We start from the raw sequence: 12,780 nt of genomic DNA, 5'->3' as shown, positions 1-12,780 counted from the left end.
AGGAGGAGAACTGCCGGGCGCTGGTCGACCGTGCCGTGCAGGACCTGTCGAAGGTCATCGACCGTCCGGAGACGGGCGAGGGCACGAACTACCTGATCGTCGGCTCCGACAGCCGCAAGGGCATGTCGGCCGAGGAGAAGAAGAAGCTGCACACCGGGTCCGCCGAGGGCAAGCGCACGGACTCGATGATGATCCTGCACACCGGCGGCGGCGCCCCGACGCTGATCTCGCTGCCGCGCGACTCGAACGTCACGATCCCGTCGTACAAGGGCTCCGACTCCGGCAAGCTCTACCCGGCCGCGGGCCGCCAGACGAAGCTGAACGCGGCCTACGCCGAGGACGGCCCGGAGCTGCTGGTGCGCACGGTGGAAGCCAACACGGGCCTGCACATCGACCACTACGTGGAGATCGGCTTCGCCGGCTTCGCGAACATCGTGGACGCGGTCGGCGGCGTCGAGATGGACATCCCGCAGGACATCAAGGACACCAAGTCCGGCGCGGACCTCAAGAAGGGCAAGCAGACGCTGAACGGCGAGCAGGCCCTCGCCTTCGTCCGCACCCGCTACGCGCTCGCAGGCTCCGACCTGGACCGCACGAAGAACCAGCAGAAGTTCCTCTCGGCCCTGGCCAACCAGGTCGCCACCCCGGGCACGGTCCTCAACCCCTTCAAGCTGTACCCGACCATGAGCGCCGGCCTGGACACCCTCGTGGTCGACAAGGACATGGGCCTGTTCGACCTGGCGTCCATGTTCTGGGCGATGAAGGGCGTCAGCGGCGGCGAGGGCAAGTCGATGAACATGCCGATCGCGGGCAACACCGCCAACGGCAACCTCCAGTGGGACACCGCGAAGGTGAAGACGCTGGTGAACCAGCTGAAGAACGACGAGCAGGTCACCGTCTCGGGCAACTGAGCGGGCGGGCAGCAAAAAAGGGGGGCAGCCGGGCCGGTGCCCCCCTTGCTCTGCGGCGGCGGTCCTCACATCGAGGCGGCCGACATCGAGCGGCACATCTCGGCACAGCCGCGACACGCCTCGGCGCAGCGCATCATCTGCGTGTCCTCCGGCATGGACATACACGCCTCGGCGCACATGTCACAGGCCCGGGCGCACATCGCGCACATCTCGGCCATCAGGGGCGAGCGGCGCATCATCATGTCGGCGCACATGCGCGTCATCTCGGCGCAGTCCATGACCGCGCGCATGATCTGCATCTGGGCCGGGCCGCCCATCTGCAGGCAGGAGCTCATGGTCTCCTCGCACACGCTGTGGCAGGTCATGCACGCCTGGACGCAGTCCTGCATCTCCTTGCTCAGCGGGGTGGTGGTGGCGGGCTGCTGGGTCATGACGTCCTCCAGGGGGGTGGCGGGAGCCGCGGATCGGCGCCCGCACCTCTCGTCCTACGCCTCCGGCCCCATGAGCACCACAGGGCGGACCCGACCGTGTGCGGTGCTCTTCCGGTGGTGAGGCACGACGCACCGGGTGCCGCGTGAAACCGCCCGCAGCGGCAAAACGAGGTGCAGGCGCGCCGGGGGCCCGGCGGCGCGAGGGCGGGGCGACGAGAAACACGTGCAGGGGGGAGACCCGGACATGACACAGCAGACGTACGACGAGACGCGGCGGACTTCGGAGACGAGAGGTCCGGACGCGAGAGGTCCGCAGGAGCAGAAGCAGCGGCTGCGCAGACGGCTGGAGCGGCTGCTCGGCATCGCGGCGACCGAGGGCAACGAGCTCGTGCCGCTGCGCAACGGCGACGAGATCTTCCCGGCGATGCTGGCGGCCATCCGGGCCGCGGAGCACACCGTCGACATGATGACGTTCGTGTACTGGCGCGGCGAGGTCGCCCACGAGTTCGCCGCGGCCCTGGCCGAGCGGGCCCGCGCGGGTGTCCGGGTGCGACTGCTGCTGGACGGCTTCGGGGCGAAGGAGATAGAGCGGGACCTGCTGGACGCCATGGACGAGGCCGGCGTCCACGTGGCCTGGTTCCGCAGACCCACGCGCCTGTCACCGATGCGGCAGAACCACCGCTGCCACCGCAAGGTGCTGGTCACCGACGAGCACACCGCCTTCACCGGTGGCGTGGGCATCGCGGAGGAGTGGTGCGGCGACGCGCGCAACCCGGACGAGTGGCGCGACACCCACGTCCAGGTCCGCGGCCCCGCCGTGGACGGTATCGCCGCGGCCTTCGCCCAGAACTGGGCCGAGTGCCACGACGATCTGTACGACGACCACGACCGCTTCACCGCCCAGGAGCAGCCGGGCCGGTCCACGGTCCAGGTCGTGCGGGGCTCGGCCTCCTTCGGCTGGCAGGACATGCAGACGGTCCTGCGGGTCCTGATCACCTCGGCGCAGGAACGCCTGCGGCTGGCGACGGCCTACTTCGCTCCCGACGCCTACTTCATCGACCTGCTGGCCGCGGCGGCCCGCCGCGGGGTCCGGGTCGAGATCCTGCTGCCCGGCCCGCACACCGACCAGCGGGCGTGCCTGCTGGCCGGGCGGCAGCACTACCAGACGCTGGTCGACGCCGGTGTGGACGTGCGGGAGTACCAGCCGACCATGCTGCACACGAAGATCGTCACGGTGGACGGGGTCTGCTCCCTCATCGGCTCCACCAACTTCAACCGCCGCTCCATGGAGCACGACGAGGAGGTCGTCCTGGCCGTCCTCGACGAGGACTTCACCGCGCGGCTCGACGCCGACTTCGAGGCCGACCGGAAGCAGAGCGAACCGATCGACCCGTCCCGCTGGAAGCGACGCCCCCTGCCCGCGCGCCTGGCCGAGGCCGCGGTGACCCCGATCCGCCGCTTCCTGTGACCCACCTCGGCCCCCGGCTCGCGCCGGGGCCGAGGTGGGTCCGCGGAGACGGGCTACGGCAGGTTGCGTGCCATGACGATGCGCTGGACCTGATTCGTGCCCTCGTAGATCTGCGTGATCTTGGCGTCGCGCATCATGCGCTCCACCGGGTAGTCGCGGGTGTAGCCGTATCCGCCGAGGAGCTGGACCGCGTCGGTGGTGACCTCCATCGCCACGTCCGAGGCGAAGCACTTGGCGGCGGCGCCGAGGTAGGTGAGGTCGGCGTCGACGCGCTGGGAGGCGGCGGCGGCCTGGTAGGTCAGGGCGCGGGCGGCCGAGATCTTCATGGCCATGTCGGCGAGCATGAACTGGATGCCCTGGAAGTCGGCGATCGGCTTGCCGAACTGCTTGCGCTCCTGGACGTAGCCCTTGGCGTAGTCGAGGGCGCCCTGGGCGATGCCGAGGGCCTGGGCGGCGATGGTGATGCGGGTGTGGTCGAGGGTCTTCATCGCCGTGGCGAAGCCGGTGCCCTCCTCGCCGATCATGCGGTCGGCGGGAATGCGGACGTTGTCGAGGTAGACCTCGCGGGTCGGGGAGCCCTTGATGCCGAGCTTCTTCTCGGGGGCGCCGAAGGAGACGCCCTCGTCGGACTTCTCGACCACGAAGGCGGAGATGCCCTTGGAGCGCTTGGTGGGGTCGGTGACGGCCATCACCGTGTAGTACTCGGACTCGCCGGCGTTGGTGATCCAGCGCTTCACGCCGTTGAGGATCCAGTGGTCGCCGTCGCGGACGGCCTTGGTCTTCATGCCGGCGGCGTCGGAGCCGGCGTCCGGCTCGGAGAGGCAGTAGGAGAACATGCCCTCGCCCTTGGCGAGCGGGGTCATGTACCGCTTCTTCAGGTCCTCGGAGCCGGAGAGGATCACCGGCAGGGAGCCCAGCTTGTTCACGGCCGGGATGAGGGAGGACGAGGCGCAGACCCGCGCGACCTCCTCGATCACTATGACGGTGGCCAGCGCGTCCGCGCCGGAGCCGCCGTACTCCTCGGGTACGTGCACGGCGTGCAGGTCGTTCGCGACCAGGGCCTGGAGGGCCTCGCGCGGGAAGCGGGCCTCCTCGTCCACCGCGGCGGCGTGCGGCGCGATCTTCGCCTCGGCCAGCGAGCGGACGGCGTCACGGAGCATGTCGTGCTCCTCGGACGGGCGGTACAGGTCGAAGTCAGCCGATCCGGCCAAGGTCTCTCACGCTCCAAAACGCTGCGATGCTGACGCTAACTACCGTTAAGTAATCAAAAGTTTATGGGGTCGCCCACGCGAGTGATACGTGAGCTAGGCGACAGCGGAAAAGTTGCCCGGTGAAGCGCGCTGCCATGCCCCGGCTATGCTCGGGCGCGCACCGCATGCCGTAGACCCCTGGAGCACCCATGGCCCTGAAGATCACCGTGATCGGCACCGGTTATCTCGGCGCGACACACGCGGCGGCCATGGCCGAGCTGGGCTTCGAGGTGCTCGCCCTCGACGTGGTGCGCGAGAAGATCGAGAAGCTGGAGCGCGCCGAGGCCCCGATGTACGAGCCGGGGCTGGAGGAGCTGCTGCGCAAGCACGTCGCCGGCATCGAGGGTTCCAGCGGCCGGCTGCGCTTCACCCAGGACTGGGCCGAGATCGGCGCGTTCGGCGATGTGCACTTCGTCTGTGTGAACACCCCGCAGCGGCACGGCGAGTACGCCTGCGACATGAGCTACGTCGACGCCGCGATCGCCTCGCTCGCCCCGCATCTGCACGGTCCGGCGCTGGTCGTGGGCAAGTCGACCGTGCCGGTCGGCTCCGCGGACCGCCTCGCGGGCTACCTGGCCGCGCACGCGCCCGCCGGTCAGGACGCCGAGCTGGCGTGGAACCCGGAGTTCCTGCGCGAGGGCTTCGCCGTCGACGACACGCTGCACCCCGACCGTCTCGTGGTGGGCGTGCGCAGTGAGCGGGCCGAGAAGCTGTTGCGGGAGGTGTACGCGACGCCGATCGCCGAGGGCTCGCCGTTCGTGGTGACCGACTTCCCGACCTCGGAGCTGGTGAAGACCTCCGCGAACTCCTTCCTCGCCACGAAGATCTCGTTCATCAACGCGATGGCGGAGGTGTGCGAGGCCGCCGGCGGTGACGTCGCCAAGCTGGCGGAGGCCATCGGCTACGACGACCGGATCGGAAGGAAGTTCCTGCGGGCCGGGATCGGCTTCGGCGGCGGGTGTCTGCCGAAGGACATCCGGGCGTTCATGGCACGGGCGGGTGAGCTGGGCGCGGACCAGGCGCTGACGTTCCTGCGGGAGATCGACTCGATCAACATGCGCCAGCGCGGGCAGATGGTGGAGCTGGCCCGGCAGGCGCTGGGCGGCGGGCCGTTCCTGGGCAAGCGGGTGGCGGTGCTGGGGGCGACCTTCAAGCCCGACTCGGACGATGTGCGGGACTCGCCCGCGCTCAACGTGGCCGGGCAGATCCACCTCCAGGGCGGCCAGGTCACGGTCTACGACCCGAAGGGCATGGACAACGCCCGCGGTGTGTTCCCGACGCTCGGCTACGCCGACTCGGCGCTGGACGCGGTGCGCGGGGCCGACATCGTGCTGCATCTGACGGAGTGGCGGGAGTTCCGCGAGCTGGACGCCGAGGCGCTCGGCGAGGTCGCCGCTGCGCGGGTCATCCTGGACGGCCGCAACGCCCTGGACCCTGAGCTCTGGCGCAAGGCCGGCTGGACGTACCGGGCGATGGGGCGTCCCCGGGCCTGAGCGCGAGACGCGCCTCACAGGTGACGCCGGTTCGGCCGAGGCTCAGTCGGCCGAACCGGCGTCTTCGTGCATTCTGCACCACCGGGCCGTGCGACGGGGCGCCCAAGGGCCTTCCGGGGGGGAGCTCCGGGGGCCACGACGCCGCGAAGACCCGCCGGAAGCCCCCTACACCTCCTTGGCCCGGTAGCGGCGCATCTTCGCGCGGGCTCCGCAGAGTTGCATGGAGCACCAGCGACCGCGGCCTGCCGGGCTGCGGTCGTAGTAGGCCCAGTGGCAGTCGGCGGCCTCGCAGGCCTTGAGGCGGGTCCAGGTGCCGGCGACCAGGGCCTCCGCGACGGCGGCGGCCACGCGCGCGTGCAGGGAGTGGTCGTCGGCGGGGGCGAGGGCGGCCGAGCCGTCCGACGCGTCGACCGTGACGAGGAGCGGGGCCTCGGCCAGGAGCGCGCCGAGCGGGGTGACGTCGCGGTGCGGCGGGTGGCCGGCGTGGGCGAGCAGGGTCGCGCGCAGGGATTCGCGCAGGGTGCGGGCCCGGTCCGTCTCCTCCGCGGTGATCCCGAGGCGCGCCCGGCCCTCGGGGGTGTCCAGCGCGTCGGCGCCGGACTCCATGTCCAGCGTGTTCACCAGGGCCTCGACCAGGGTCAGGCCGCCGGGCGCGGGCGATCTCTCCGTCATGGCTGGACCGTACCTCTCGCGATTCCTCTTGCGAGGTTACCGCCAATGGGGGAACATGCAGTAACGGTTACCTGTTGCCCGACTCTGCGGGTAACGCGACTTCGAGGAGGAAGTCATGGCTCTCGCCAAGCTGGGTGTCGTCGTCCTGGACTGTCCCGACCCGCGCTCACTGGCCGGTTTCTACGCCGAGGTGCTCGGCGGCACGCCGACGGTGGAGACCGACGGGGAGGACGAGTGGGTCGATCTGAAGGTGCCGGGCGGCACACCACTGGCCTTCCAGACCTCCGCCGGGTACGTACCACCGCGCTGGCCGTCACCCGACGGCTCTCAGCAGTTCCACCTCGACCTCGTGGTGGACGACCTGGACGCGGCCGAGAAGGGCGTCCTGGCGCTCGGGGCGAAGCCGTTGGACGCGGAGGACCGGGAGCGGACCTTCAGGGTTTACGCCGACCCGGCCGGGCACCCGTTCTGCCTCTGCGCCTGCTGACAACCGGAGGCTCCATGTCCGCCGTGGCACGTTTCCGTTCCGTGGTCGTCGACTGCCCCGACCCCCGCGAGCTGGCCCGGTTCTATGCGCAGGTCGGCGGCGGTACGCCGGAGGACGACAACCCCGACTGGGTGGTGCTGCGCATCCCCGGCGGGCCCCGGCTCGCCTTCCAGCGCTCTCCCGGCTACACCCCGCCGGAGTGGCCGCGGGCCGACCGCAACGCCCAGCAGTTCCACCTCGACTTCGACGCCGGTTCGACCTGGGACGAGATCGACGCGGCGGAGGAGCGGGTGCTGGCGCTGGGCGCCCGGGTGCTGGACAAGGAGGACGAAGAGAAGAAGGACTTCCGCGTCTACGCCGACCCGGTGGGGCATCCGTTCTGCCTGTGCCGGATCGAGCAGGACTGAACCGAGCACGATCGACCTGACGGACCCGTTCGGCAGCGAGCCCGTGCGGCGGCGGGCCCGCTACCCGTCCAGCTCCGAGATCGTCGCCGTGGACGGCTCGCGGCGCTGCTGGGCGGCGCGGGCCGTGAAGTCGGCGCCGCGCAGGACGCGCTGGGCGTTGCCCCAGGTCAGCAGCGCCACGTCGGCCTCCTCCCAGCCGCGCCTCAGCAGCTCGGCGATCAGCCTCGGATAGCAGGAGGTGTCGCCGAGCTCCTGTGGGTGAGCGGCTCCGGAGTCGTACGTGCCGGACAGCCCGACGCAGTGCGCTCCGGCCACGGCGCGGATGTGGTCGAGGTGGTCGGCGACATCGCGGACGGTCGGGCCGGTCTGCTCGGCGGTCAGCGGCACCAGACACAGCCCCTTGCCCGCACCCAGCTCCGCCAGCAGGTCGTCGGGGAGGTTGGCCGGGTGAGGACGCAGACTCCGGGCCGCGGAGCGGCTGCACAGCACGGGTGCCCGGGACAGGCTCAGGACGCGGCGCAGGGTCTGGGCGGAGGCGCCGGAGAGGTCCGCGATCACGCCGAGGCGGTTCATCTCGCGGACGACCTCCTCGCCGAACCGGGTCAGGCCCGCCTCACTCGCCCAGGACACCCCGGTCAACGTGAGGACGCGCAGACCGAGCAGGTGCAGCTGGCGCAGGATGCCGAGCGAGTCGCCCAGGGCCGGGGCGCCGGCGGGGCCGAGGAGCACGGCGACGCGGCCGCAGTTGCGGGCGTCCGCGACCTGCCCGGCCGTACAGGCGGGCCGCAAACCCTCCTCGCAGGTCCGGACGACGGTCTTCGCCAGGTCCAGCTGCTCCAGGGTGGCGCCGACGGCCCGGTCGCCGTCGAGGCCCTCGGGCAGGTGCAACGACCAGAACAGCGCGCCCACATGGCCGCTGCGCAGTCGGGGCACGTCCGTGTCGACGGTGCTCTCGCCGTCCTCCAGGTCGTACCAGGACAGGCGCTTGAGCGCCCAGGGCAGTCCGTTGTAGCCGTCGGCGACGGGGTGCGCGGCGAGGATGGCGCGGGCCCGGGTCATGGGCGCGTCGTCCGGGTCGGAGACGGGCTCATAGGACTCCGCCGTGACGACGCCCTCGTCGGGGTACGGCTCGGCCAGTTCATCGAACTCGCCGGCGGCCGCGGCGGCGGCGCGCAGGTCGTCCTGGAGGTCTGCCATGGCGGCTCCGTACGGTCGTTCGTGAGGTACGGTCACCGTCGCACGGAGCAGGGAGCGGTTCCTGGTGGGCGGGGCGTTCGGAGTACGGTGCGGGCCTCGCGGACGGGTGCCGTCAGGACAGCCGGGCCGCGTCGATCACCTTGTCCAGGGTGTCCCGGGAGCGGACCAGGCCGGCGATCATCCGGTCGATGCGGGCGCGCTCGGCGGTGAGATCGGCGACCAGCGATCGACGCCGGGTTCGAGGGCGTCGAGGTGCACTCCGCCAACGGCCATCTGCTGCACCAGTTCCTCGCCCGCAACACCAACCTCCGCACCGACGGCTACGACGGTTCCGTCGCCGTCCGTATCCGGTTCACGGCCGAGGTGACCGAGGCCGTCGCCGTCGAGATCGGGGCCGGGCGCTGCGGGTCTCCCCCGGCAACACGGTCAACGGCATCGCGGAGGGCGAGACGGAGGAGCTCTACCCGGCGCTCGCCGAGCAGCTGGGCGGCTGGGCGGGCTGGGGCTCGCGTATCTGCACCTGGTGCGCTCCGACCCGGACACGGAGGTGTTCCGGACGGTGCGCGCCGCCTGGCCGGGCGGGCTCATCGGCAATCCCGTGCTGACCGAGTTCACCACGGGGGGTGCACCGGGCGTCCGGGCCGCTGCTGGCCGCCGGGGCCGATCTGATCGCGCTCGGCCGGCCTTTCCTCGCCAACCCGGACCTGGTGGCGCGGCTACGGCTCGGGGCGCCGCTCAACGAGATGCGCGACCGGTACTTCATGTACGTGGGCGGGGCGACCGGCTACACCGACTACCCCGCCCTCGATGATCAGCCGGCGGACGCGTCCAGCGACTCGATCGTGGCGTTGGACGGCGTCCGGGTGGCCTGAAGCCCCCGGGCCACATCCTCCGCCGCGTCCAGCACCCGAACCGCGTTCTTCCAGGTCAGCTTGGCCAGATCGGCCTTGGACCAGCCGCGGTCGAGCAGTTCCGCGAGGAGGTTCGGGTAGCCGGAGACGTCGGCGAGGCCGTCGGGGGTGAAGGCCGTGCCGTCGTAGTCGCCGCCGATGCCGAGGTGGTCGATGCCGGCCACCTCGCGCATGTGGTCCACGTGGTCGGCGACCGTCGGCACCGTCGCGACCGGGCGGGGGTGCCGCTCCTCGAAGGCGCGGTGGACCTTCATGGCCTCCGCGGTGGTGTCGAGGTGGTGGAAGCCGTGGGCACGCATGTTCTCGTCGGCCGCGGCCGTCCAGTCCACGGCCGCCTGGAGCACGAACTTCGGCACGAACGTCACCATCGCCATGCCGCCGTTGGCGGGCAGCCGCTCCAGGACGTCGTCCGGGACGTTGCGCGGGTGGTCGCACACGGCCCGGGCGGAGGAGTGGGAGAAGATCACCGGGGCCGAGCTCGCGTCGAGCGCGTCCCGCATGGTCGTCGCCGCCACGTGGGAGAGGTCGACGAGCATGCCGAGCCGGTTCATCTCCCGGACGACCTCACGGCCGAAGGCGGTCAGGCCGCCGGCTCTCGGCTCGTCCGTCGCGGAGTCCGCCCAGTCGACGTTGTCGTTGTGGGTGAGCGTGAGGTAGCGCACGCCGAGGCCGTACAGGCCGCGCAGGGTGCCCAGGGAGTTGGCGATGGAGTGGCCGCCCTCCGCTCCCATGAGGGAGGCGATACGCCCCTCCCCGCGCGCGGCCTCCATGTCGGCGGCGGTGAGCGCGGGGCGCAGGTCCTCGGGGTGGCGGGTCAGCAACTGCCGTACGCAGTCGATCTGTTCGAGCGTGGCGGCGACCGGGTCGGGTGAGTCCGTGCGCACGTACACCGACCAGTACTGCGCACCGACCCCGCCGGCGCGCAGCCGGGGGATGTCGGTGTGCAGATGGGCGCTCTGGTCGGCGGCGATGTCGCGGGCGTCGAGGTCGTAGCGGACCTGCTCGCGCAGCGCCCAGGGCAGGTCGTTGTGGCCGTCGACGACCGGGAACTCGCGCAGGAGTTCCCCGGCCGCCTCCTGGAAGGTCATCGTCGTCACTTCCCCGCGCCGAAGCCGAATCCGCCCGCGCCCTCGACCTTGGAGCGCAGGCGCTTGCCCTTCTCGGTGGCCTGGTCGTTCAGCTCCTGCTGGAAGTCACGCATCCGGCCGCGCAGTTCCTCGTCGTGCGCGGCGAGGATGCGGGCCGCGAGCAGACCGGCGTTGCGGGCACCGGCGACGGAGACCGTGGCGACGGGGACACCGGCCGGCATCTGCACGATCGACAGGAGGCTGTCCATGCCGTCGAGGTACTTCAGCGGCACGGGCACGCCGATGACGGGCAGCGGGGTCACGGAGGCGAGCATGCCGGGCAGGTGGGCGGCGCCGCCCGCCCCGGCGATGATCACCTTGAGCCCGCGGCCGTCGGCCTGCTCGCCGTAGGCGACCATCTCGCGCGGCATGCGGTGCGCGGAGACGACGTCGACCTCGTAGGCGATCTCGAACTCGTCGAGGGCCTTGGCGGCGGCCTCCATGACGGGCCAGTCGGAGTCCGACCCCATGACGATGCCAACAACAGGACTCATTCGGTGATGGTGCCTCTCAGGTAGCCGGCAGCGTGACGGGCGCGCTCCAGCACGTCGTCCAGGTCGTCGCCGTAGGTGTTGACGTGACCGACCTTGCGGCCGGGCTTCACGTCCTTGCCGTACATGTGGATCTTGAGCTGGGGATCACGGGCCATGCAGTGCAGGTACGCGGAGTACATGTCCGGGTAGTCGCCGCCGAGGACGTTGACCATGACCGTCCACTCGGCGCGCGGGCGCGGGTCGCCGAGGGGCAGGTCCAGGACGGCCCGCACATGGTTGGCGAACTGGCTGGTGACGGCGCCGTCCATCGACCAGTGGCCGGAGTTGTGCGGGCGCATCGCGAGCTCGTTGACGAGGATTTCAGAAGACCCGTCGTCATTGCGGGTCTGGAACAGCTCGACGGCGAGGTGCCCGACGACGTCGAGCTCCTTGGCGATGTTCAGCGCCATCTCCGAGGCCCGGACCGCGAGGCCCGCGTCGAGGTCGGGCGCCGGGGCGATGACCGTGTCGCAGACCCCGTTGACCTGGCGGGACTCCACGACCGGGTAGGCCACGGCCTGGCCGTGCGGGGAACGTACGACGTTGGCGGCGAGCTCGCGCAGGAAGTCGACCTTCTCCTCGGCGAGCACGGGGACACCGGCCTTGAACGGGTCGGCGGCCTCCTCGACGGAGTCGACCACCCATACGCCCTTGCCGTCGTAGCCGCCGCGGACGGTCTTGAGGACGACCGGGAAGCCGTCGCCCTCGTCCGCGAAGGCGGCCACGTCCTGCGGGTCGCTCACGATCCGGTGCCGGGGGCAGGGGACGCCGATCGCGTCGAGCTTCGCGCGCATCACCCCCTTGTCCTGGGCGTGCACGAGCGCGTCCGGGCCGGGGCGCACGGGGATGCCGTCCGCCTCAAGGGCCCTGAGGAGCTCGGTGGGTACGTGTTCGTGATCGAAGGTGATCACATCGCACCCCCGGGCGAACTCGCGCAGCGTGTCGAGGTCGCGATAGTCGCCGACGACGACATCGCTCACGACCTGCGCAGCGGAGTCCTGCGGGGTGTCACTGAGGAGCTTGAACCTGATGCCCAGCGGGATGCCCGCCTCGTGTGTCATACGAGCGAGCTGGCCACCGCCGACCATGCCGACTACGGGGAACGTCACTCCCTCAGGGTATCGGCCGCGCCAGGGTGGCCGGTTTCCCGTCCCTCCCCGGGGCCGCCCGGACCATCTCCGGCGCTCCACCGGCATCCGCAGGAAGATCGCGCGGGAGGGTGGTTAGCATGGCTGGGTTGACGCCGACGACCGGACGGGGGCCTGCACGACCATGGGACATGGTGCATCTCGGCTCCGACGGATCGTCCGCGAAGTCGCCAAGTTCGGCGCGGTGGGCGGTGCCGGGGTGCTGGTCAACCTCGTCGTCTTCAACCTGGTGCGGCACACCACCGACCTCCAGGTGGTGCGCGCGAGCGTGATCGCGACCGTCGTCGCGATCGTCTTCAACTACGTCGGCTTCCGCTACTTCACGTATCGCGACCGCGACAAGAGCCGCCGCACGCGTGAGATGACTCTCTTCCTGCTGTTCAGCGCGATCGGCCTGGTCATCGAGAACGGCGTCCTGTACGCGGCCACGTACGGCTTCGGCTGGAACACCCCGCTCCAGAACAACGTCTTCAAGTTCCTGGGCATCGGCATCGCGACCCTGTTCCGGTTCTGGTCCTACCGCTCCTGGGTCTTCCGCGCGCTGCCCGCCCCCGGGACGCCGGCCCCCCCGGCCCCGGTCCTCCAGAACGAGCAGGCCGTCCCCCCGAAGACGAAGCAGCAGGTTCCGTAGCCCTCCGGGCAGGGGCGGTCCCTAGTGCCGCGGCAGGCAACGTTTGCCCGTTGAGGAGCGGCGTTTGGTGCGTGCTCTCGGCGTGCCGGCCGGAAGCCCTCGTACTGGACGTAC

General features: G+C 71.0%; 13 protein-coding genes and 2 pseudogenes. 7 read left to right on the top strand and 8 right to left on the bottom strand.

Features of this window, described 5'->3' with window-relative positions:
* A partial coding sequence (locus tag ABZ281_RS16685; RefSeq protein WP_356656120.1) for an LCP family protein occupies positions 1–911 on the top strand: 911 nt, incomplete at its 5' end.
* 65 nt (positions 912–976) lie between these two features.
* Here ABZ281_RS16685 and ABZ281_RS16680 read toward each other — a convergent pair.
* Complete coding sequence (locus ABZ281_RS16680; RefSeq protein ID WP_356656118.1) at positions 977–1,342, bottom strand: four-helix bundle copper-binding protein; 366 nt, start codon at positions 1,340–1,342, stop codon at positions 977–979.
* 244 nt (positions 1,343–1,586) lie between these two features.
* Between ABZ281_RS16680 and ABZ281_RS16675 the strand changes: the two genes are divergently transcribed.
* Positions 1,587–2,810, top strand: a complete 1,224-nt coding sequence (locus tag ABZ281_RS16675; protein ID WP_356656116.1) for a phospholipase D-like domain-containing protein — start codon at positions 1,587–1,589, stop codon at positions 2,808–2,810.
* 53 nt (positions 2,811–2,863) lie between these two features.
* Here the strand turns inward: ABZ281_RS16675 and ABZ281_RS16670 are convergent, their stop codons facing one another.
* Entirely contained in the window at positions 2,864–4,021 is a 1,158-nt protein-coding gene (locus ABZ281_RS16670) for an acyl-CoA dehydrogenase (protein ID WP_185007834.1), read from the bottom strand.
* 188 nt (positions 4,022–4,209) lie between these two features.
* Between ABZ281_RS16670 and ABZ281_RS16665 the strand changes: the two genes are divergently transcribed.
* Positions 4,210–5,553, top strand: a complete 1,344-nt coding sequence (locus ABZ281_RS16665; protein ID WP_356656114.1) for a UDP-glucose/GDP-mannose dehydrogenase family protein — start codon at positions 4,210–4,212, stop codon at positions 5,551–5,553.
* A gap of 165 nt (positions 5,554–5,718) precedes the next feature.
* Here the strand turns inward: ABZ281_RS16665 and ABZ281_RS16660 are convergent, their stop codons facing one another.
* Positions 5,719–6,225, bottom strand: coding sequence for a CGNR zinc finger domain-containing protein (locus tag ABZ281_RS16660; RefSeq protein WP_356656112.1), 507 nt, complete (start codon positions 6,223–6,225; stop codon positions 5,719–5,721).
* A 115-nt stretch (positions 6,226–6,340) separates the two neighbouring features.
* Between ABZ281_RS16660 and ABZ281_RS16655 the strand changes: the two genes are divergently transcribed.
* Both ABZ281_RS16655 and ABZ281_RS16650 read left to right on the top strand, forming a co-directional pair.
* Positions 6,341–6,712, top strand: coding sequence for a VOC family protein (locus ABZ281_RS16655; protein ID WP_356656110.1), 372 nt, complete (start codon positions 6,341–6,343; stop codon positions 6,710–6,712).
* 14 nt (positions 6,713–6,726) lie between these two features.
* The gene (locus ABZ281_RS16650; protein WP_356656108.1) at positions 6,727–7,119 is read left to right on the top strand and encodes a VOC family protein; all 393 of its coding nucleotides are present in this window, start codon (positions 6,727–6,729) and stop codon (positions 7,117–7,119) included.
* Positions 7,120–7,179: 60 nt separating this feature from the next.
* On the opposite strand, the gene ABZ281_RS16645 is transcribed toward ABZ281_RS16650, so the two are convergent.
* Both ABZ281_RS16645 and ABZ281_RS16640 read right to left on the bottom strand, forming a co-directional pair.
* The gene (locus tag ABZ281_RS16645; RefSeq protein ID WP_356656106.1) at positions 7,180–8,316 is read right to left on the bottom strand and encodes a dipeptidase; all 1,137 of its coding nucleotides are present in this window, start codon (positions 8,314–8,316) and stop codon (positions 7,180–7,182) included.
* Positions 8,317–8,428: 112 nt separating this feature from the next.
* Positions 8,429–8,539, bottom strand: a pseudogene (locus tag ABZ281_RS16640) (MerR family transcriptional regulator); the annotation flags it as partial.
* Between ABZ281_RS16640 and ABZ281_RS16635 the strand changes: the two are divergent.
* A pseudogene (locus ABZ281_RS16635) lies at positions 8,533–9,188 on the top strand (alkene reductase); the annotation flags it as partial. The pseudogenes ABZ281_RS16640 and ABZ281_RS16635 sit on opposite strands and share 7 nt — an antisense overlap.
* Here ABZ281_RS16635 and ABZ281_RS16630 read toward each other — a convergent pair.
* From ABZ281_RS16630 to ABZ281_RS16620, 3 genes are read right to left on the bottom strand one after another with little or no spacing between them, the layout of a single operon-like run.
* Complete coding sequence (locus ABZ281_RS16630; RefSeq protein WP_356656104.1) at positions 9,128–10,315, bottom strand: dipeptidase; 1,188 nt, start codon at positions 10,313–10,315, stop codon at positions 9,128–9,130. The pseudogene ABZ281_RS16635 and the gene ABZ281_RS16630 sit on opposite strands and share 61 nt — an antisense overlap.
* A 5-nt stretch (positions 10,316–10,320) precedes the next feature.
* Positions 10,321–10,848 (bottom strand): 5-(carboxyamino)imidazole ribonucleotide mutase, encoded by a 528-nt coding sequence (gene purE, locus ABZ281_RS16625; protein WP_175432944.1) that lies wholly within the window; start codon positions 10,846–10,848, stop codon positions 10,321–10,323.
* Complete coding sequence (locus ABZ281_RS16620) at positions 10,845–11,996, bottom strand: 5-(carboxyamino)imidazole ribonucleotide synthase (protein WP_356656102.1); 1,152 nt, start codon at positions 11,994–11,996, stop codon at positions 10,845–10,847. The genes purE and ABZ281_RS16620 overlap by 4 nt, the downstream gene beginning before the upstream one ends.
* Positions 11,997–12,159: 163 nt before the next feature.
* Between ABZ281_RS16620 and ABZ281_RS16615 the strand changes: the two genes are divergently transcribed.
* On the top strand, positions 12,160–12,666 hold the full coding sequence (locus ABZ281_RS16615) for a GtrA family protein (protein ID WP_356656100.1): 507 nt from the start codon (positions 12,160–12,162) through the stop codon (positions 12,664–12,666).
* The last annotated feature ends 114 nt before the right edge of the window (positions 12,667–12,780 follow it).

The sequence above is a fragment of the Streptomyces sp. NPDC006265 genome, from assembly GCF_040613555.1.
Lineage (GTDB): Bacteria > Actinomycetota > Actinomycetes > Streptomycetales > Streptomycetaceae > Streptomyces.
Note: the sequence above shows the minus strand (reverse complement) of the source record. Positions and strands in the feature narration are given on the sequence as shown.

Bases quoted from the DNA above. Each gene is read 5' to 3' on its own strand.
- ABZ281_RS16680 (WP_356656118.1), bottom strand. From the start codon at position 1,342: ATGACCCAGCAGCCCGCCACCACCACCCCGCTGAGCAAGGAGATGCAG.
- ABZ281_RS16675 (WP_356656116.1), top strand. From the start codon at position 1,587: ATGACACAGCAGACGTACGACGAGACGCGGCGGACTTCGGAGACGAGA.
- ABZ281_RS16665 (WP_356656114.1), top strand. From the start codon at position 4,210: ATGGCCCTGAAGATCACCGTGATCGGCACCGGTTATCTCGGCGCGACA.
- ABZ281_RS16660 (WP_356656112.1), bottom strand. From the start codon at position 6,225: ATGACGGAGAGATCGCCCGCGCCCGGCGGCCTGACCCTGGTCGAGGCC.
- ABZ281_RS16655 (WP_356656110.1), top strand. From the start codon at position 6,341: ATGGCTCTCGCCAAGCTGGGTGTCGTCGTCCTGGACTGTCCCGACCCG.
- ABZ281_RS16650 (WP_356656108.1), top strand. From the start codon at position 6,727: ATGTCCGCCGTGGCACGTTTCCGTTCCGTGGTCGTCGACTGCCCCGAC.
- ABZ281_RS16645 (WP_356656106.1), bottom strand. From the start codon at position 8,316: ATGGCAGACCTCCAGGACGACCTGCGCGCCGCCGCCGCGGCCGCCGGC.
- ABZ281_RS16630 (WP_356656104.1), bottom strand. From the start codon at position 10,315: ATGACCTTCCAGGAGGCGGCCGGGGAACTCCTGCGCGAGTTCCCGGTC.
- purE (WP_175432944.1), bottom strand. From the start codon at position 10,848: ATGAGTCCTGTTGTTGGCATCGTCATGGGGTCGGACTCCGACTGGCCC.
- ABZ281_RS16615 (WP_356656100.1), top strand. From the start codon at position 12,160: ATGGGACATGGTGCATCTCGGCTCCGACGGATCGTCCGCGAAGTCGCC.